The sequence below is a fragment of the Acinetobacter sp. NIPH1876 genome (assembly GCF_022808535.1).
GTDB classification, from domain to species: domain Bacteria; phylum Pseudomonadota; class Gammaproteobacteria; order Pseudomonadales; family Moraxellaceae; genus Acinetobacter; species Acinetobacter higginsii.
Genome location: NZ_JALGBR010000014.1, coordinates 32883 through 54698, shown reverse-complemented (window position 1 = coordinate 54698; position 21816 = coordinate 32883). Strand labels below are relative to the sequence as shown.

At 37.0% G+C, this 21816-nt stretch carries 12 protein-coding genes and 2 pseudogenes; 3 read left to right on the top strand and 11 right to left on the bottom strand.

The genetic code is table 11. The features are described from left to right. Position 1 precedes the first annotated feature (1 nt). Together MN869_RS15690 and MN869_RS15685 are read right to left on the bottom strand one after the other, a co-directional pair. Positions 2 to 325, bottom strand: coding sequence for a proton-translocating transhydrogenase family protein (locus tag MN869_RS15690; protein ID WP_005051598.1), 324 nt, complete (start codon positions 323 to 325; stop codon positions 2 to 4). Positions 326 to 337: 12 nt separating this feature from the next. Continuing rightward, positions 338 to 1465: a Re/Si-specific NAD(P)(+) transhydrogenase subunit alpha gene (locus tag MN869_RS15685; protein WP_016542049.1), complete on the bottom strand. Its 1128-nt coding sequence runs from the start codon at positions 1463 to 1465 to the stop codon at positions 338 to 340. 865 nt (positions 1466 to 2330) lie between these two features. Between MN869_RS15685 and MN869_RS15680 the strand changes: the two genes are divergently transcribed. Continuing rightward, entirely contained in the window at positions 2331 to 2738 is a 408-nt protein-coding gene (locus tag MN869_RS15680; protein ID WP_243308595.1) for a Rid family hydrolase, read from the top strand. A gap of 19 nt (positions 2739 to 2757) precedes the next feature. Continuing rightward, positions 2758 to 3939 (top strand): MFS transporter, encoded by a 1182-nt coding sequence (locus tag MN869_RS15675; protein ID WP_243308594.1) that lies wholly within the window; start codon positions 2758 to 2760, stop codon positions 3937 to 3939. 277 nt (positions 3940 to 4216) lie between these two features. On the opposite strand, the gene MN869_RS15670 is transcribed toward MN869_RS15675, so the two are convergent. From MN869_RS15670 to MN869_RS15635, 8 genes and pseudogenes are all read right to left on the bottom strand, one after another. Further along, positions 4217 to 5224, bottom strand: a complete 1008-nt coding sequence (locus tag MN869_RS15670; protein WP_241288800.1) for a Fic family protein — start codon at positions 5222 to 5224, stop codon at positions 4217 to 4219. Between the two features lie 50 nt (positions 5225 to 5274). Beyond that, positions 5275 to 6687, bottom strand: a complete 1413-nt coding sequence (locus tag MN869_RS15665; RefSeq protein WP_004906646.1) for a helix-turn-helix domain-containing protein — start codon at positions 6685 to 6687, stop codon at positions 5275 to 5277. Between the two features lie 170 nt (positions 6688 to 6857). Next, positions 6858 to 8258 carry a DNA repair protein RadA gene (gene radA / locus MN869_RS15660; RefSeq protein ID WP_004906645.1) on the bottom strand — a complete coding sequence of 467 codons (1401 nt, stop codon included), beginning with the start codon at positions 8256 to 8258 and terminating at the stop codon, positions 6858 to 6860. A gap of 158 nt (positions 8259 to 8416) precedes the next feature. After that, positions 8417 to 8614 (bottom strand): annotated as a pseudogene (locus MN869_RS15655) (cell filamentation protein Fic); the annotation flags it as partial. Between the two features lie 21 nt (positions 8615 to 8635). After that, positions 8636 to 12061: a DEAD/DEAH box helicase family protein gene (locus MN869_RS15650; protein ID WP_241288798.1), complete on the bottom strand. Its 3426-nt coding sequence runs from the start codon at positions 12059 to 12061 to the stop codon at positions 8636 to 8638. 6 nt (positions 12062 to 12067) lie between these two features. Further along, positions 12068 to 15166 (bottom strand): DNA methyltransferase, encoded by a 3099-nt coding sequence (locus MN869_RS15645; protein WP_241288796.1) that lies wholly within the window; start codon positions 15164 to 15166, stop codon positions 12068 to 12070. Positions 15167 to 15309: 143 nt separating this feature from the next. After that, a complete protein-coding gene (locus MN869_RS15640; protein WP_241288795.1) occupies positions 15310 to 18147 on the bottom strand; it encodes an SNF2-related protein in 2838 nt (945 codons plus the stop codon). Positions 18148 to 18304: 157 nt separating this feature from the next. Next, positions 18305 to 18814: pseudogene (locus tag MN869_RS15635) on the bottom strand (hydrolase or metal-binding protein); the annotation flags it as partial. 179 nt (positions 18815 to 18993) lie between these two features. Between MN869_RS15635 and MN869_RS15630 the strand changes: the two are divergent. Beyond that, complete coding sequence (locus tag MN869_RS15630; RefSeq protein WP_241288793.1) at positions 18994 to 19227, top strand: hypothetical protein; 234 nt, start codon at positions 18994 to 18996, stop codon at positions 19225 to 19227. A gap of 80 nt (positions 19228 to 19307) precedes the next feature. Here MN869_RS15630 and ppk1 read toward each other — a convergent pair whose 3' ends face one another. Further along, positions 19308 to 21383, bottom strand: coding sequence for a polyphosphate kinase 1 (ppk1, locus tag MN869_RS15625; protein ID WP_004914893.1), 2076 nt, complete (start codon positions 21381 to 21383; stop codon positions 19308 to 19310). Positions 21384 to 21816: the final 433 nt, after the last annotated feature.

Sequence of the window (21816 nt, the reverse complement as noted above, 5' to 3'; positions counted from 1 at the left end):
ATTAGCCCTCTTTTTTCTTTTGCTTTGGCTTGAACATTTCAAGCATACGCGCAGTTACAGCAAAGCCACCAAAGATATTGATACTTGCCAAGAACACAGCAATCGCACCAAGGACACTGACTACGTTTACGCTTTGAAATGCAACATTTGCATCTAATCCAATCACTGGCATACCCACAGTTTGGATCATTGCTCCAACAACAATAATTGAAGACAACGCATTGGTTACTGCCATAAGTGGTGTATGTAACGCAGGTGTTACACCCCAAACCACGTAATAACCCACGAAGATGGCAAGGACGAAAATTGTAATCGTTTCAACCATGAGAACTCTCCCTTAACCGCGCTTGAGCAGTACTTGACCGCCATGTGTCACAAGTAACGCTTTTTGGATTTCTTCTTCTTGATTGATCGCAAAAGCTTTATCTTTGTCGAATAATGTCTCAAGGAAGTTAAAAACGTTACGTGCATACAATGCAGATGCTTCAGTTGCAACTGTGCCTGGAATATTTGGAATACCCAAAATCTTCACGCCATTTTCAGTTGTGACTGTTTCGCCTTCTTTAGAACCTTCAACGTTACCGCCCGTTTCAACTGCCATATCTAAAATGACAGAACCCGGTTTCATTTTGGCAACGGTTTCAGCTTTAATTAAACGCGGAGCATTACGACCTGGAATCAATGCAGTGGTGATTACGATGTCAGCATTTGATACCGCTTTATCTACAATCGCAGCTTGATCTTTAATGTATTGCTCACCCGGCTGCCAACCATAGCCGCTTTTCGCAGCTTCAGCAGCACGTTGTTTTTCTTCATCGGACATTGGCACATCAAGCCATTTACCGCCTAAAGACTCAACCTGCTCTTTAGCTGTTGGACGTAAGTCAGTTGCTTCAACCACTGCACCCAAACGTTTTGCAGTCGCAATCGCTTGAAGACCCGCAACACCAACACCCATAATCACAACACGCGCAGGTTTCACAGTACCTGCAGCCGTCATTAACATTGGGAACATACGTTGATATTCAGCCGCAGCTAACAATACAGACTTATAACCCGCCAAGTTTGCTTGAGAAGAAAGTACGTCCATGTTTTGTGCGCGTGATAGCGTACGTGGCAGTAATTCCAACGCAAAAGCAGACACTTGCTGAGTTGCAAACTGGTCTAATTCTGGATTGCGGTAAGGGTCAAACATTGCAATTACAGTCGTATTTGCCGCAAGCTTTTGAATTTCATCGCCTTTAGGGGCACGTACCTTCAAAATAATTTGGCTGCCTGTATAAGCATCGTCCGTAATGGTTGCGCCAACTTGTTCATAAGCACTGTCAATGTACGCAGCTTTAACACCAGCACCACGTTGAATGACAATACTATGACCTGCGTTAATCAACTTCTTAACTGTCTCTGGTGTTGCCGCTACGCGACTTTCACCGAGGATAGTTTCGGTTGGGATTCCGATCTGCATGAGCGTTCCTCAAGCTAGTTTTTCTTAAGTAAACATCGCCAAGAGCAATGTTTCCCCCAGGAGTATTCTTTGTAGAAATTTGGATTCTAATGGAACTTTTTTAAATTTCCACCCAATATTTATTTAATAAATACCTATATTTTGAACTGATGATTCACATTTATATTTAGAGCTTGTATGATCCGCAGGTTTGCCTTTTGATCGAACAAGGCAGATCTTTCATCTCTTCTTCACATACAAATCTAACCGCTTACGCACTGAATCGGTTCATTTCTATACTGTACCCTTCCTGATTTGGACGGTCACAGGGGTATCTATTCAACCTATCTACTTCTCATCCGGATCATCAGGAGCGTTTAACCAAATCCATTTTCATCAACATTGGTTATTTTTTGACGCTCTACCGATGTATTGGTTGAATCGGCATCATAATCATGCCGTTGTAGCGAGGGATTGGCTTCTCTGAACTTTTATTGGTCTTTTCGGCGAGTTTTTATCTAACAATTTATAACAAAGCATCAAAGAGCGAGAATGAAAGATGATTTTTGTTTATCAGTAAATCTGAATTAGATGAAGTTAGTTGCTCAGAAAAATTTAAAAGAATGAAAAAAACTTAAATAGGCATTTTTTCAAGTGATATTTGTATGGTTTTGTCTAGCAAAAGCCGCTTTATTGCACAATATTGGTGCAAATATTAAACACTCACTCAATTCACCGCTTCAATTTAATTTTTAAAAAACCCAAATACGGAAAAATCGCTCATTTATTCTGACTTCTACTGGCTTTAGGTTCAAAATATTCTTGACCTCAAGTTAGATTGAGCTTTGATACTGAGTCATCTCCATCTTCAATGTGATGTGTCACGATGAAACCGACCTTTAAAATGATCAATCCCAGTGAACTTTATGATCCACGCAGTAATGGCTATAGTCATGTGAGCATTGTTCCACCCAATATGCGGATCATTCATATTGCAGGTCAGGGCGGTGAAAATAAAAATGGTGAGCTCTCTAAAGATTTTGACCAACAGGTACAACAAGTCTTCTATAATATTCAACACGCTTTAACTTCAGCCCAAGCACAACTATCAGATATTGCGGTTTTACGTATGCTCGTGGTTGACCATAATGCGGAGAAACTTCAAATCTTGGCTCAAACCATACAACACTTATGGCCGCAGCATGCCTTTCCTGTCTGTACCCTTATTCCTGTATCACACTTGGCATTAACAGGGATGCAAATTGAAGTTGAAGCAACCGCCTATACCGCATAAACCAGTAATAGAGAAAATTATGTCTGCCCCTCAAGATATTAGTCAAAATAAAACCTTACTTTGGTTTATGGCTGCAGCATGTGGTTTATGTGCGGGTGCCAACTATTATAGTCAGCCTTTGATTCACTCGATTCAGCAGTATTTTGCAGTGACTGAAGGTCAAGCGGCACTTACGGTAACTTTTGCGCAAGTCTCTTATGCACTTGGCCTGCTGTTTATTGTCCCAATGGGCGATGTGGTGAACAAAACCAAATTCATTCCGTTACTGATGGTATTTTGTGCTGTAGGTTTATTTATTAGTGCTTTCTCGGTCAACTTACCTATGCTTTGGTTCGGTACTGTCATGGCAGGGCTATTCTCCGTGGCGGCACAGGTATTAATTCCACTTGCCACCATGACCGTGAAACCCGAAAAGACGGGTGAGGTCATTGGTTTCTTGATGAGCGGATTACTGGTGGGTATTTTACTTTCCACCAGTCTTGCTGGCTTGTTTTCTAATCTGTTTCATTGGAAAGTGATTTATGTGGTCAGCGGCGTGCTCATGCTGATCTTGGCCTATGCCCTGAAAAGCCGCTTACCTTATGCCATGCGCATGAAAATGAATTATGGGCAAGTATTTGTCTCCATGGCGCAGTTACTCAAACAAGAGAAACGTTTGCTCTTGCGTGCACTGGCAGGTGGCTTCGCCTTTGCTGCGGTCAGTATCCTATATTCAACAATTGCGCTACTGTTGACCTCGGCCCACCATCTGCAAGATCTGTTGATTGGTATGGTGCCTTTGGTCGGGATCTTTGGTGCCCTCTCTACGCAATATATCGGTAAATATGCAGATCAGGGTTATACCAGCCAATTGACTTGGATAGGTTGTGCTTTATTTATCTTGAGTTGGGTCTGCTTCTATTTTGGGCAAAGCTTTTTATTCAGTTATATCCTCGGCTTTGCCTTGATTCAGTTGGCATTGGCCTTAGTGCATACTAGCAATCAGAGTGTGATTTTCCGTTTACGTCCTGATGCAAAATCCCGTATCAATGCCATTTATATGACCGCCTACTTTACTGGTGGTGCTTGTGGTTCAGCACTCGGTATTTTTGCATGGAATCATGGTGGTTGGAGTATGACTTGTTTATCGGGAATCAGTCTGGTCTTTGCTTGTATGTTGTTTAGTTTCTTCGACTATCTTTTGACGAAGAAATCAACATGATCACCTCCTAGATACTCATCCACATAGTGAAAATTGAAGTGACGGGGATCGGCATTGGTGAATTGATCACAAAACTCGTATAATGCTGCCCTTTCTTTGCTTGTCCACATCCGAGATCTGTTTTATGCAATCACTTGAATCATTACAGCCACGTATTTCCGTCGCACCGATGATGGATGGGACACTTTAAACAAATTTAGTAAATTAAATCAAAAATTTAATGAAATAACATTTTTAGAATGGCGTAAAAATGGCGTAAATTTTCTGTTAAAAATATTTACATTCTTTTTAGTCTATATCTTTGTTTAGGACTTTTAGGCTTATCAGGGATAGTACGTTCAATCAGCTCCGCTTCTATCGCTGGGTTAAGATAATTCTGCTGGAATGTCGGACGATGAGACAAGCCTAGTAAAGACATTAACTCTGTTAAATTATATTCCCTATGTTCCATGACTGAAATCAAACGCTGAACATGATCGCAGTCTTGTACGGTAGCTTGATCGGTATCATGTACGGTGACTTGATCGGTGGTTGATGAGCTTTGAATCGCATCAAAAATCATCTGCAAAATAAATTCTATAAATGGTGCTGAATCAGTCTGATCTGTACTCGCCTGTAAAGCATCGTAATATGCTCTTTGATTTTGATAAATCAAACTTTCAACAGGAATATTGGCAAAAATTGGATTCCACTTGGTCAGGATTAAGGTTTGCCACAGTCGCCCCATCCGACCATTACCATCAGCAAATGGATGTATAAATTCAAACTCATAATGAAATACAGAACTGGTAATTAAAGGATGTTCATCACTTTGCTCTAACCATTGCAATAAATCATTCATCAACCGTACAACTTGGCTTGGTGGTGGAGCTAAATGTGCAACTTGATCACCAGACATCACCCTCAGACCACCTTGACGGTACTGTCCAACCTCATCAATTAATCCAGCCATTAATACTTGGTGAGCCTTTAATAAGTCCTGTTCACTGGCGGGCTGCCATTGCTGAAACTGTTCATAGGCTTTAATTGCGTTACGGACTTCCTGAATTTCTTTAGGAGGTGCAATCACAGGCTTACCATTTAAAATTGCTGTGATCTGTTCTTCGCTAAGGGTATTTCCCTCAATCGCAAGTGAACCCTGAATTGTTCTAATTCGATTGGCTTTTCTAAGTTTGAGCTCATCCTGAATCTGAGCAAGTGCCGTTAAACGTCCTAAAGCTTCACTAATCTGGGCAATCAAGTGAATAATTTTAGAGTTAATCTTGTAAGATGGTTGATATTTCATTTTAGCGAGTACTCACCATCAAGAGATTCATCATATATAACAAAATACGATTATACCTCCTTTTTAACCAACCAATACCCCCGTGTTCCACCCACACGCTCAAGCCAACCAGCATCTTTTAGAACCTCTAAATGCTTTTGTATTGCAGACTTATTAATACCCAATTGATCAATCATTTCACGATAAGATATTTTCGGCTGTTTTTGTATCAATTCTAAAATCTGTATTTGGCGTTCAGTCAAAGTATTGCTTTCAATTATACCACTGATTGTACCACCTAATTCATCTATTGTACCACCTATTATACCACCATCAGAATTCTGATCAGGACGATATAACTTCACATCAAAAAAATCACCAGTTTCCAAAAATTCAGGTGTGGTTAAATGTTCTGCTTCACAGATTTGTTTTATCCGTTGCAGACCACTACCCCAATGCTCAATATAACCTAGCTCTCTAAACACACGAGCCAATACCCGATTACGAATTTCTGAACGTCCTTGCAACAAATCTGCTTCAGTTAAACCATTCGGTAATCCACCTGGAGATACAATATTGATCAAATCATCATAAACAGCAACTTTAATATTGCGTCCAAAATTACTATAGTCCCGATGAACATAAGCATTGACTAAGGCTTCACGGATGGCATTTTCTGGAATTTCCAAATAATCGTAACGCTTTAAGCCACGAATTTCGGCACGTAAAGACAAATGATTTTTAATAAAAATTTCTGTTTGTTCAATTTGTGAAAACAAATCCCCTGTATATTCTTTACGATCTAAAAATACGCTCATGTTCGTACCTTTAAATCTGGCACACTGGGTCATGACATGCTCATATTTACCCAATAAAATCAATAAGCCATGACTAGCATAATGCTGCCCTTGTTCCTCTATAACCAACTTTAGGTTCAGCATTTTTTCTAAGGTAAGTGCCTTATCAGCAGCTTTAAAAGCCGTTTCCAATAATGTTAAATCTAGTTTTTCTAAAGGGTATTGATAGTTTGCTAACGAATCAAAACTAACATTGAGCCGTTGTAATTCCAGTTGTTGAATGTTTTCAGGTGATGCAACACGATTACTTGCACCTAAGCGGATATATGTACCTTGCTCACGCCCCACAGATTTAAGGTGATATGGAAATAAACTTCCACGAGCCACTTCCACAACCAATAATTCTACGCCTGCAATATTTTCAATATAGATTTGTGTTGCCAGTTGAGGGCTACACAACTCATAAATCATTGAGGTAATTTTATCTTGCAGGTCAAAAATATCTTCTTGAATCCCAACTAATTGCCGATCATCCGAAACCCCAACAATCAACTTACCGCCACTACTATTTGCAAAGGCGATTAAAGTCTTGGCGATTTGCTGCCCTTTGGGTAACTGCTGTTTAAATTCTAGCGTCTTGCTTTCGCCTTTTTGAATCTCTAGCAGTAGTGGATGTTCAGCATTCATTAGCTATCTTTGGGTTCTCTTCTGTATGGGTTTTCAATACGACATTACTGGCAATAAATTAAGTAGATACCACAACAAAATTTTACCTGTACCATGATCGCTACTTTACTAGATGAAGCTCATTTTTTACAGCAAACGCCGTAGATAATGTCAGATAAAATCAATTTGGCTTATCCCACTTGCCTGAGTTCCTCACCATTCTGTTCAAAAATAATCTGTAAGACTTGGTACAAATATTCCACAGCAATCACGTTCATAGACTCTATAGGCTGTTTAGGCTGATTCACTTTAGGGATAACTACAGTTTTAAATCCGTTCTTTTGGGCTTCCTTGATACGCTCCTGTGCATTGGGTACAGACCGAATCTCACCAGATAAACCAATTTCACCAAACACAGCCATATTGTGAGGTAAGGGTTGATTTTTTAGGCTCGATACACAAGCCAATAGCACGGCTAAATCTGACGCTGTTTCTGTAATTTTCAATCCACCCACAATATTGACATAGACATTATGTTCAAGAATATCCACGTTGGCTTGTTCTTTCATAATGGTCAACAGCAAAGTAAGGCGATTATGCTCCAGACCTAAAATAAGTTGTCTAGGTGTAGTTTTTGTTTCACTCACTAAAGCCTGTACTTCGACTAAAAATGGTCGTACACCATTTCGACTAACCATGACAACAGACCCTGCGACTGCTTCGCCATAACGATCCAAAAAAATCGTTGCTGGGTTTATAACTTCCCTCAGCCCCTGATCAGTCATCTCAAAAACACTTAATTCATTTACAGCCCCAAAGCGGTTTTTTACAGCTCTCATCATTCGATACTGTAAGTCACCTTGTCCCTCAAAATGCAAGACACAATCAACCATATGCTCAAGTACTTTTGGTCCTGCCAATTCTTTCTCTTTGGTGACGTGCCCAACAATCAGTAAAGATATTCCTGCATGCTTGGCAAATCGGGTTAAAATTGAGGCTGATTCTTTAATTTGTGATGTACTGCCTGATGCAGCAGGAATAGCCTCCGTATATAAGGTTTGAATGGAATCCAAAATCACCATAGATGTTTTTTGTTCCGTTAATATTTCGCAAATGCGTTCTACTTTCGTTTCTGCCATGACATCCAGTCTGTCCATTGGCAAACCTAATCGTTTAGCCCGCATAGCAACTTGTGACAGTGATTCCTCCCCTGTGATATATAAAACCGATTGATTTTTTGCAATATGGGTTGCTGTTTGTAAAAGTAAAGTTGATTTGCCGATGCCAGGATCACCGCCAATCAACACCACTGATCCAGTGACCAGCCCACCACCTAATACACGATCAAATTCTCCTATACCTGTTGAACACCTAAGTTCCTGACTCATCTTCACCATATTTAATTTGGTAATATGATGTTGTTGTCCTGCATAGCCAGAATGACTTAAACCTGCCGTAGCCCGATGTTGAGCCTTTCGTTCAACTGTTGTTTTGCTGAAACTATTGTATGCTCCACATTGAAGACACTGTTTAATCCAAATATCCTCCTCCTTGCCACAATCACGACATACATAAACTGTAATTTTAGCCACTGTAAAAACTCTAGTTTTTAATTACCTAAAGCACCTTATCAAGTTGATTTTTCAATCTCAAGTAAGGCGGTGAAATAAGGGGGAATTAGTTGAAAATGGAGGGGAAATGTTCTTTTAAAAATGAATTGAAGGGTAAATGACTACAAAGAGATTCAAAATGCCGTGATTTGTTCTGTACTTAAAGTATTTCCGTCAATCGCAAGTGAACCTTGAATGGTACAGATACGATTAGCTTTGCGTAGTTTCAGACTATCTTGGATTTCCTCTAAAACAGTTAAACGCCCTATATTCTCACTAATTCGTGCAATCAAATAGATGATTTTAGAAGTGATGGTATAGGGCGGTTGGTATTTCATATTTTCAATTTATCCCATACTTTATTGAACAAAAATTTTCTTCAACATTTGCCCAAGATAAGCTGTACCATTACCCACCATAAATAAGACATTCTTTTCAGCAAACTCTTCTTCAGAAAGAGAGTTATTCAGAATATCTTTCATTGGGGTAATAGACAAAATAAAGCTATTCAAAATCAAGTCAGAATGATCGAGTTTTGCCTCAATACTTTTTATCTCTTTATAGAACTCAATTTTGGCATCATCGTGATTCATGTTTCGAATGCCTTTTGGATCTACCAAAGTTAAATATTGTTGTCCTGTCTCCTTATTCACTAACCATAATAAAAAGTCTGGATAAAAGTTACCTGCCAAAGCAAAACCTAATCCACGATATTTATTATCTGCATTTCGTAATAAGTAAAGTTCATAATCCTTGAGTAATTCAGCAGCAGCTGGAGTATTAATATAACTTTGCAAATCTAGAACAAACTTCACTTCACTACTTTGGGTATGACTAGTGTAGTCAAATAGCATTGGTGACCATGTAAATGGTAAGCTTTCATCCTTCTTATCCAACAACGGATAGAACAAATGACGATCAAACGTAATCGCTCTAAAGCTACCATCTTCTTTCCAAGGTGCTAATTTTTCTACATCACCTTTGGCAACCAAATCTTTCAGTGTTTCCAAACGATCAAATACTTCTTGTGCCTCGTTATTTTGACCGTCTTTAGCAGTAAGGGTATATTGCTCACAAATCTGTACAGGCAAATCCTTATCATCTAAGCTAAATTCTGTCACTGCATAAAACTGCCCTTCATAGGCATTCTTAATCGCATGATAGAACTTATCCATATAGGACTGTAACAACTCAGTTAATATCGCTTGCTGTTTCTTAATTCCACTCACGTCATTGGTTAATTCAGATGAGTCAACTAAAAGCTTGTACCAGTCTTCTGTAGAGGTCTTAATATCTCTTAAGCAAAACTCCTGTAAATCATCAACGTTCAACTGTAAGTTGCTATATCCTCGTTGGAACTTATATTGCTGAAGTTGCAAGTAAATTTCATCAAAATCAAACATACACATGATTTTTGGTGAAATCTCATGCTCTTGACGCTTGTCTTTAACATCTGTTTGACGCTTTGACTTATCGGTATGAAAGGCTTGCAAGCGAGGATACAAATCCAAAACAACAAAAGGTTTTTTGATTTTACCTTCGTATTGTTTTGGAATCTTAAACATCGAAAGCTTTAACTGAGCCTTAAAACCATTAGCTTGATTATCTTTGTAGCCATCTTTTAAGGTCAGTGTTTTTAAGCGAGGCGCTTGAATTTTATTGGTTGGAAAATCCAATGTGACTAAATCCTGATTCAGGATAATGCCTTCATCATTTAGATAATCGCGGAATTTTTCCATGTAGTCAGCACGTAAACCAAAAATATTAATAGTTTGCATCAAATCTAAATGCAGACCTTTATATTCAGCCTTACTATAAATTTCTCTTGGTGTTCGTTTTAAAGAGAAGTTCTCACCTTTTAAACGTACGCCACGACCAAAGAGCTGAATAATCTGAGCACCTTCACCTGAACCCATGTTCAACAAGCCCATGGTCGAGACACGCCAACTACTCCAACCTTCGGTAAATTTACGTGAACCGATTAGAAGATGTGTTTCACTATCATCATTATTTAATGTAGGAAATAATGACTCTGCAAAATCATCGGTACGTGCATTGATGTAATGCGTTTGACTTGAGTTATCACAATTATCGTATAGGCCTTTTTCATCACCCACGTTAATCACTGCAAAAGGAGTATTTTCTCCGACCTGTAAACGTAACTCACCTTTATTCGCTGTAATGCGTACTACGTTCAAACGTTGATTGGTTGTCGCATTGAAAAAACTTTTTAAAATATCTTGGTAAAGCTCAGTTGCATTTTGACCGTATAAAGGTGCAAAACGATTGGCAAAAATATTGTTTCCTTTAGGATCAACCAAACGAGATGTATTAGTAATTAAGTCATGCAGCCAACTGATCACCTTACTCTTACGAGAAGCATCTAAGAAATCCGCCAAGAATTTCACAATGGCTAAAATGTCAGAGTCATCATCATTGACTTTATTTCCGACAAATACCCACAGTGGCTTTTCAATATTAAATTTTGCTAGCTTTGCCTGATTCTTTTTAAATAGATATTGCTGTTGATAGAACGATAGTAAACAAGCTGTAAGATAAAGATTACGCTCATCATCCTCGTGATATTCCTTCATGTTAAGGATATTAACTTCTTTGCCATAACCATCCGCATAGAAATATTTGTACGAATAATCGAACAAAATACTTTTAGCATAGACCTCTCTAAGCGCTTCACGACGGTATTTTTGCTGATCTAAATCATCCAACTGAATATTTTTTTGCTGTTCTTCTGTCAGCTTACCAATCGCTGTCGATCCATATAGCATTTTGGCTTTTTGTTTTTTTGCATCTTCAAAGCGTTTATAAACGTTGTCTGCCTTACTTACAGCTTGACCAAAGGTAGCCGAATATTCAAAACTAAAACCATCTTTAGTAAGAATATCACGACGCTCCATCCAAGCACCTGCGCTACTACTCGTACCACGGTGCCCTTCGTCGATCAGAACAAGGTTTCTACCTTCCAAGCTCATTGTCGCAACGGTTTTATCACCATCCGTATCACTCAGCTTATTCATATCGATGATTTGAATTTCATCTCGATACAAGCTATTACGACTCTTTTGCTTATCAAATAAAGTTGCTTGAAAACCAGAGTCTGTCAGCTCTTGTAAATGCTGTTCACTCAAACCTTCATTCGGTGTAAGTAAAATGATTTGGTCTGGGTAAGTGCTGCCGCCATTTTGATGTTGGAAATAGTCTAAATACTGCAAAATATTGACATGCATAAGCAATGTTTTACCACTGCCCGTCGCATTCCAATAGCCGATTTTATTTAGGTCATCAGGTAAATACTGCTGAAATTGCTCTGCATCACTTTTCTGATCATGGTTATATTGTTCAAGCTCAACATTCAGCTCATTGAGCATGTCCGCTTGATGATTAAAATATTGATCTAAATACAGTTCTGTAAACAGCAATGAAAGGTATTGGAAATATTTTAGATTTAAAACATGCCCTTCTATTTCATTACGTTTTTCAGTGATCTTTTGCCAGTGCTTCACAATGTTTAAGTCATAGCGACGTAGCACATCGATATCAACAACTTGTTTGTTAAACAAAGTATTGCTGATCACACTAAAGAATTTCGTTTGTCCTGCATTATCACCTTCATGCTCGATTCCCTCAAATTGTGGATGATCAAGCTGTTGTTTCATGCCTTCCAAGCGATTTGGATTAAATTTCGACCACAACCATTTATTTAAAATTAATTGCTCGTGGAAATTAACAGTAACCACTTTCGTTTTAGCTTTAGGAGCTTTTGCCACAGTGCATTACTCCTCAAACATATTTTTTAAGAAGGTTTGTTCAATCGAACGAACTTTGAGCTGTTTTTCCTCACCCTCTTTGGTGGTGTATTTGCTTGCCACATTGTGATCACCATTGATATAAATCAACTGGTACTCACCATCGTTTGGATTAATTTTAAGTTTTGCCAGTAATTGATCGAGTTCTGCATAGCCAATCTTTTCACAGTCACGCCATAGAACAGTTGTGTATTCACCTGTACGCAATTTACCTGTGATTTGTACATAGCCTTTGTCTAACTGATAATCTACTTCTTGAACATTCAGCCCAATGAGATAATTAAAAGTTTCAACCAAATCAATATTTTTACGTTCGAACGCACCTGCGCTATCTGTTGTAATATTCATTTGATAGCTAAATGGCTTTAGGAAGTCTTTAACGTTCAGCAATGAATCTTTGCTTTCTAGCTCAAGCATATAGTGCATGAGATAGTCACTATAGGCATTTTGATCATCAGGCTTGGTTGAATTTTGTTGCTCGGCTAAAAGTGTCTGTTGAGCACCTTTACGCACCAATTCTAAGTTATTGAGCGTATCTTCATAACTTTCGAGTTTCATCACTTTTAGACAGTGGCTAATACCAGACTCAGGATTGGTTGGTTTACCATCTCTCCAGTATGCTGAATACACTACTTTTTGAATACGTGGCTTAATTACAGTATCAAAGTATTCACCTTGTTCTATAAGGATATAATTTCGACCAACTTGATCTTCACGATTTAAATCAATTGTTGCATGTGCAGTCGTACCTGAACCAGCAAAAAAATCTAAAACCGTATCCTGGTTACCAACACACACTAAGGAAATACATTTTTTTACTAAGTTTATTGACTTAGGGAAATCAAATGATTTACTTCCAAATAAATCTATAAGTAGAGAGTTCCCATATTTACCTGCATCAAACTCTCCTCCCTGCCAAACTGTTTTCGGAACAGTCTGTTCATGGGTTACAAATAAATCCCATTCTCCATCTATTTTGAGTGCAGTAATACGATCTAAATGTGTAGTTATTGAATCCAAACCAAAGTTCCAACGTCTTTCATTTCCATCCTGATCAATAGGCCAAATTTCTATTTCATTACCCATAGTTATATTCTTGGATAGAGGATGGAAGTCTTCAGAAGGCACATCACCTATTCTTGTAATATTTCCATTTAAATCTAAATAAATCGGATAGAAAGATAAAGGTCTGTCTATTCTTAAAGAGTTCTCTCCCCATCGTCTCATTTTCCTAGGAGTTTTATTTTTTTCAAGTGTTCTTGCAATATGCGATTTTTTATTATCTTTCGTTAAAAAAATTGCATACTCATGCACTCTATTAAAATCTTTTGTTATAGATCCTTTTGGGTTGTGGATCACCGTGACCTTTGAAAACCGATAATCAGTGAAATTGTTCTTCAAAATAATTGATAAATTTGTAACTTCAGAGTCATCAATGGCAACTGTCTGCACGCTATCTTCATTAAGTAAATTTTTACCTAATTGAATTCTATTTTCGATTAAAGTTGCCCAAGATGAGTTTTTATACTCATTCTTATACAAAATTGGAGTAGAATTTGTATTATATGGAGGATCTATATAAATTTGCTTTAATTTCTGTTTATATTTTTTTTGTAATAAGTTTAACGTCTGAAAATTATCGCCATGAAAAATTACACCATCTATTTGATTATCTAAAGCATCAATTTTTTGCAATAATTTTGCTTTAAAAATACTACTAAAAAGACTCGTATCTACCATCAAAGCTTGGTGCTGTTTTAAATAAGCAATAGTTCCCCACCCTGCATCTGTACCTTTAAAACCTAAATCTTCCCATTGTTGCCACTGTGCTGTATTGTCTGCAATTTCATTATATAAAGACTCATCTACACGATCTAAAGTAATGCAGTATTCAGCACTGACGACAAACTTTTTCTTCAACCACAACTTTTTCTGAAAATCTTCTAGTGAAGCTAAGAAACTAATAATCTCTAAACCAATTTGGCGCAAACATTTAATAATACTGAGCTGACGTTCAATTTGAATAAATTGATCGGTACTCACCACATCATCTAAGTGCATCACTTCATTTTTAATATAAAAATCAAGTTCATGACGTAGGAATTTTCCTAAGTCTTTATGAATAAAATAATCTGCTGTATTTTTTTGCGTATATGTACTCAAGTGCTTTTGCAACACTGTACGCTTTGGTTCTTTTTCTGTCGGTGCAAGTTGTACTAAATCATTTAACCAATCAGCCGTTAGAACATCCGCTTCCAAAATTTTATTATGTGATTCAGTATTTAAGGCTTCTTGCTTTGAGCCTTTCGGTAAAGTTGCATATTCAAAAAGAATAGTCAGTTCGTTATTTTGAATAGAAAATGGAACAATCGTTTCTTCAAACTCTTCACCTTCTTCATCTATACGAGTGAAGGTCTTTGGTTCTGTCACAATAATAAAACGACGGTCTTTATCATTATCTTTACGGTTTTCACGAGCTGTGTCTGCACTCACCAAACGAAATAAAACTGAACGCTCATCATTCAGTTTAAAACGATAGTTGCTAAACATCTCACCAGACTTGGTGTAGTACTGGTCTTTGTTTGCCCAGTGCAACATCACTTCCTCACCAGAGTAAGGAATAGCGTAGGTATCACCCTTATAACGACGTTGGCTAATAAAGTCACCATCATCGTAATAACGACTAAAGAACGTGAGCAAATGACTATACACTTGTGACTGATCTGTCATTTCATGTGCATCAGCTTGAGTTAGAGCAATATATTTTTGACCTAGTGCGCTTTCAATTGCTTCCTGATCAATAAGCTCACCTTGCTCATTAAACGCACGTTTACCAAATTCTGCTTTCAGCTCAGCTTCTAATTCTTTTAAAACATTTTCATCAAGACTTGATTTTGCTTCGCCAAGGTATTGTTCTACTTTGGTTTTTAAACGCTTATCCAGAAATTCAGCAATTTCAGTACTGCGTGCGTTTAGAATACGATAAACTCCAAAATCTAAATCAGGACGATTGATTTGAAAAATCTCTTTGAGTTTAGAAACAAGTGCAGAAAACTGAGTACTCATGAATATTTCCTATTTTTCAAAACCTTATGACAAATAGGTTCTGGTGAAGCGAGTTAAAATTGCTTAGGCAAAATTAACCAATAAGCATACTTCAAACTACTTTAAATATAAAAAAAAATTGTAGAAAAAAATAGCAATTGGTATTAAACCAACTGCCACCTCACTACAAATAAATTCTCGGCTTTACTTGAGCGATGTAGTCTTTGCTCCAATGCATCAATCATTGCATCACGCTTATCTGCTATCTCATCTTCAACATCAAAAACCTGTTGTCGCATGCGTCGTTTTTCTTTTTCAGCTTTTTGTATTTCTTCCTGTAGTCGTTTTTCAGTTTCAATATCAGGTGCTTTGCGAGATTCTCGTTTAAGACTGGATATTTTCAACTTTATATCTTCAAGCATTTTCTCCACAGCAAGCAAACTATCCTCAGCCCACTGCTCTAACTTATCGCGTTCCTTTCTGAAAAACTCATCATTCAATTCCAAAGCATGATTTAAAGCAACTTGATATTGCTTATCAATATTTGCCTGAAATAGGTCGGGAATCGTGTCTACCACATCAGACAATACTGTTGCATTGACTTGAAGCAAACGCTCACACAAATCTACATCTAAAACCCTACCATCATCAGTCATTGCTGTGATCACAATATGTTCTTCTTCTTGAAAAGAATCCAAACTCAAGACCGTAATAGATAGCCAACCCTTTTGCCCTTTTAACTCTTCTAGTAGCGTTACCTTTTGACCATACTGGCTATAATCAAACTGAATGAATTGTTTTGGTGTTTGTAAGCCTTTGGCATTATCTAAAACAAATTCACCAAGCGGATGAGTCAAACGATAGATAAAAGTATTTTCAGGAATTCGCTCACCTTTTCGTATAAGCTGATATTTCCCTGAAGGTGCATTCAAAATTGGAGATTTTGTTAAGTCAAAACTTAAATCTTGGTCGTGAAAGTTAGCAAATTTACCAAGAATATATTTTGTAGATAGCCAAAACAAACGACTAATTTTATCTAGCTGTAGTTCAGCTCGTTCTTTTTGTACTTTTAGCAAGTCATGAATATCTGCATCAAAATGCTCAAGTAACAGCTCTTGCGTCCTTTTCATTTTAACGTTGATTTGCTCTTCTAGCTCATCTCTTAATTGCTTAAAGCTTTGTTCTATTTCTTCTGGACTACGACACTGATCATAAATTTCAGAAATCCGTTTTTCAAAATTTATACCACTTTCAACTGTCCCTAAAATGTCATTCGAGGCACCAAAGACACCATCAAATAATTGAAATTTATCTTTAAGTAACTCTAAAACTCGCTGATCGGCTTCATTCCTTTCATTTAAGAAATTAACGACAACAACATCAAACTCCTGCCCATAACGATGGCAACGACCTATTCGTTGTTCCACACGTTGCGGATTCCATGGTAAATCATAGTTAATGACCAAAGAGCAAAATTGTAAATTCACACCTTCTGCTGCTGCTTCTGTCGCAATTAGTATTTCTGCCTCATTCTTAAAAAAATCGATTAAAGCCGTGCGTCGATCAATTGCTGGTGAGCCTGTAACATGTTGAGTCCCTAAATATTTACCCAACCACTTTTGATAAATACCTGTATTCGTTGCAGATGTATTACTACCATTAAATCCTATTACTTTTCCGTTGTATCCTCGTGCTTCCAAGAATGCGATCAAGTATTCCTGAGTACGCTTTGATTCAGTAAAAATAACAGCCTTTCGTTTCGCCCCCATTTCAAACATGCGAGCAAAGCCTTGCTCAATCGCGGAAAGTAAAGCAAAAGTCTTACTATCATCTTTAATTTTATAAGCCTGCTGTATATAACGTTCAATTTCAGCTATTTCAGATTTAATTAAACTAACATCTATTTGTCCATGACCTGCTTCCTCATCAAAATCATCCAGTAGCTCTTCATCCATATCCTCATCAACAATAAAATTACTGAGCCAATCTTCATCTAGACTCTGCTGTTCAAGCAATTTTTTCAGTCGCTGTTGAATAGCTTCTAAAGTTGCAATTACAGCAGGAGTCGAGGATGCCAAAAGTTTTCTTAAAACAATTGAAATTAAATGTTTTTGTTGTTGTGGAAATGCATAACTAACTTCTCGTTGCAAATACTCACTGATTGAGTTGTATAGACTTTGCTCATCATCCGTAGGTGTAAATGGTACGGTTAAAGCATGGCGGTCAGTGTAAGGAACATATTCCAAAACATCTTTACGCAAAGTCCTTTGCATAAATTGTTGGATTCTTTTTTTTAACGATTGAATATCACCATCAACCACATATCTAGAACGAAATGCTTTCTCATCCCCAAATAAGTGCTCATCTATTATCGTACTTAAACCATAAAGCTCCATTAAAGTGTTCTGTAACGGTGTCGCTGTTAATAACAACTTTTTCTTGCCTATCAATGAGCGTTTAAGACTATTCCCAATTTTGTTACTTGAGCGATGAGCATTCCGTAATTTATGTGCTTCATCAATAACAACTAAATCCCATGGAATTTGTGCCAAGGCATATTCCATTCGATTTGCAAAAGGATATGAAATTATAGAAATCTTGCCATTTTTAAATGGATCATAAACACCATCTTTACGTGCCATATTCCAAGTTTTTAAATCTAAAACTTGTGTAGGCAAGTTAAATTTATCCTGTAGTTCTTGTGCCCATTGCTTTCGTAAAGATGCAGGACAAATAATTAATAAATTTCGACGTCTTTCAGCCCAATACTGACATAGCACCAAAGCTGCCTCGATTGTTTTCCCTAATCCCACTTCATCAGCAAGAATGACACCTTTACTTAAAGGATTATTTAAAGCAAAAAGTGCAGCTTCAATTTGGTGAGGATTTACATCGACCTGAGCATCAAACAACGACTGCGACAAACGATCAACGTCTGATGCCGAGCGTTTTTTTGTAATTTCCCATGCAAAATATTTTATTTGGTGGTTAGTGTAGAACATTGTTATAAATTAATTTTTGATGATAATTCAATATAGCAAGCAATCTACATCTGGAGAAGAGAAAAAAATAAGGGAGTTCACACTCCCTACTTTAAAGTGATTAATTAGCTTAGATTTCTTAAATAAACTAGCTATTCAACTAATACAACTAAGCAACTCAGTTCACCACCCTCACACTGCCCTGCAATCCTTTCTGTATATCCTGCACAAAATCCTCACCTTGATTCGACTTATCTTTTACTTTACCTCTCGTCATTGTTAAAGGCTGCGCTTGTTCAATATTAGTCTCTTGATTTTCATCCATATAAAACTCCTCTACTAAATCCAAGCCCTCCTCTGCATTCACCTCAAACCGTGCTATGGCAAAGCATTGTCTCGCCATTTGATCTAATGCTATTTGATTAAAACCCATCGCTTTGCTTTGTTGATCAATCTCTTTAGCTGTCTGAATCGCTTGTTGCAGGCTGACTCCCTCCCTGAGTGTCAAATCTACGTAATACACAGGAGTTCGATAACTTTGCGTGGTGGACTTACCTCTTAGGGTCAGTTGTAACGGTAGACATGACAACAATCCACCTGATGCTGCATGGTAGTAACGAAGCCGTGCTGCCAAAGTACGAATGCTATTAAAGCCTGTGGTTCTAAAGATAAAAGTGCCCAACTCATTTTTTTTAAATTTAACATTTAATAATATTCACAAATTATTTCAATATAGTGAATTATCACTCTCACAACTGAAACATAAACTATTAATTTTATTATTAAAAAAATAAAATACACTTTCTTTTAAATTAATTTTCCGTTATCTTAATTTCTCGTATTAACTACATAAATGATAGTTGAAGTATGGAAAATAATTCTCTTTTGGGAAAGCTTTTACACCTTCTTGAAGCTTACTCGGAAAAATATGATGAAAAGCCTCAAAGAATATTGATGGGTTATAAAGCTTATTATGAATTAATGCGTAATTCACAATTTTCTAACGAGGTAACCGATTCTGCTTTAGATCCAAATAAGAGAAAATTCAAAAAAATCAAAATTAAGATCACTAAAGATGACTTTCAACTCGATTTAGAGTAATTGAAATTATCAACGATGTCATAAAGCCTTAGGGAACTTGGTTTTTAAGAACCAAGTTCCCCTTAATTTGTAGTATTTCCTTAGTTACTTCTTTCCATTAAATATTGTTGAGCAACATATACGTGCTGCCCCTGTTTAGGATGACACTGTATCCAAGTACCATCTGCCTGAAGCTCCCAAGCTCTACGATTGTCTTTAAGATAATTATTCAATCCATCATCTAAAATCAATTTTTTTAATTTTTTATCTTCAATTGGGAAACAAGTTTCAATTCGGGAAAATAGGTTACGCCCCATCCAATCTGCACTTGCACAAAAAAGCTTGGTATCCCCATCATTATGAAAGTAATAGACACGTGTATGTTCTAGATATCGACCAACTATAGAACGTACCTTAATATTTTCCGAAAGCCCTTTTACTTGTGGCCTTAAACAACAAATTGATCTAATAATTAATTCTATTTGAACACCTGCCTGAGAAGCTTGGTAAAGTGCATGAATCAATTGCGGCTCAGTTAAAGCGTTAACTTTAATGATTATTTGAGCTTTTTTACCAGCTTTACTATTGTCAATTTCTTGTTGAATTAACTCAATAAGCTGATTATGTAAAGTGAAAGGAGCATGGAAAAGCTTCTTTAATTTTGCCATTTTGCCCATACCTGTTAACTCTTGAAAGACTTTATGCACGTCTTCGCAAATGTCCTCATCACTGGTTAACAAGCCATAATCCGTATAGATTTTGGCATTTGTAGCGTGATAATTACCAGTACCCAGATGAACATAACGCTTTATCTTGTCATGTTCTCTACGTACTACCAAAATCATCTTTGCATGTGTTTTATAACCTACAATTCCATATACAACAACTGCACCAGCCTCTTGAAGTACATTGGCTACTTCAATATTTGATTCTTCATCAAAACGTGCTCTTAACTCAATGATAGCTGTAACTTCTTTGCCACTCCTAGCGGCTTCAGCAAGGATTTGTACTATCTCAGAATCAGCACCACTTCTATATAATGTCTGTTTAATTGCTAATACACTAGGATCATAGGCTGCATCTCTAAGTAATTTAATTACTGGCGCAAAGCTATCGAATGGATGGTGTAATAGAACATCGCCTGCTTTGAGCACATCAAAAATAGGTTTTTTTGTATATAAAACTTTGGGAATTTTCTGTTGATATGAAGGGAAACGTAATTCAGGTAAATCAAAATTAGAAATAAAACAAGCCAAATTAACAGGTCCATCGACAAAATATAAATGATCTTTTTCTAATTCAAATTGCTCTAATAGGTAATCAGCTATACCCTTTGGACAACTCTTATCAACCTCTAATCTTACCGCACGCCCAAAACGTCTAGAAGACAACTCACCTTTAAGGGCAATAGCTAAATCATCAACATCTTCTGAAACTGTTAAATCTGCATTTCGAGTCACTCGAAATTGATAGCAGCCTGTCGCCTTCATTCCAGGGAACAAATCAGAAATATGTTCTTGGATGATTGCAGATAACAGTATGTAGTGTTCCGAGCTACCTGAAATATGCCTTGGCAATCGCAATAAACGTGGCAATGATCTTGGCGCAGGAACTATTGCCAAATCAATTTCTCGTCCAAATGCATCCTTACCTTCAAGAGTGACAATAAAATTTAAGCTTTTATTCACTAATCGTGGAAATGGGTGTGCTGGGTCTAAGCTAATCGGTGTTACAACTGGCTGTACTTCATTAAAGAAATAATCTTTAATCCACACTTTATGTTTTTCCAAGATATCTGTATGTTGAATATAGTGAACACCATGTCCTTGTAATTGAGGGAGAATTGTAAAATTCAGTATTTTATATTGTTCTTCAACTGCTTCATGCACAATTCTAGAAATTTTCTGTAGTACATCAGACAAGGGCATACCTTCAGGCCCAGTAGCATTTGCAGCAATATGCATTTGCTGTATTAAACTTGCGACACGAATTTCAAAGAACTCATCTAAATTTCTAGAAAATATAGTCAAGAAATTCAAACGTTCCAGCAAAGGATATTCAGTGTCTTTAGCTTGTGCAAGCACACGTTTGTGAAACTCTAATAATGACAACTCTCTATTGATATAAGTTTCCAAATTATGTTCCTTACTATTTTTTAGTGCATGCAATGAAGTCATCGATTACTCATATATAAAATAATTTGTTTTACGTCTTGGACATTAAGATTTTCCAACATTTCATTTTGTTAAAATTGTGTTGCAAATTAATGAAATATATATTTATATCCCCTAATTAATTACACTTAATAAGTTTAAAGTTCAAACTGTGTTGTCTAAAAATACTGTAAATAATTTATCTAAGACACCTTAGTACCATCCAGTAGGGCTAAGGTTTACCTTTAATTCACTACCCTTACACTTTGTTGCAAACCTTTCTGAATATCCAGAACATGCTTTTGCTGATATTGCTCTGGCGTTAGTTCATCATTGTAAAATTCCTCAACAATATCCAACCCTTCTTCACCACCCACTTAAAAATTGGGATTTCCAAAAGGGTTCATAGGTATATGAACGATATAGTATTCGCGGTTCTTCAAAGGGTAAGATGATG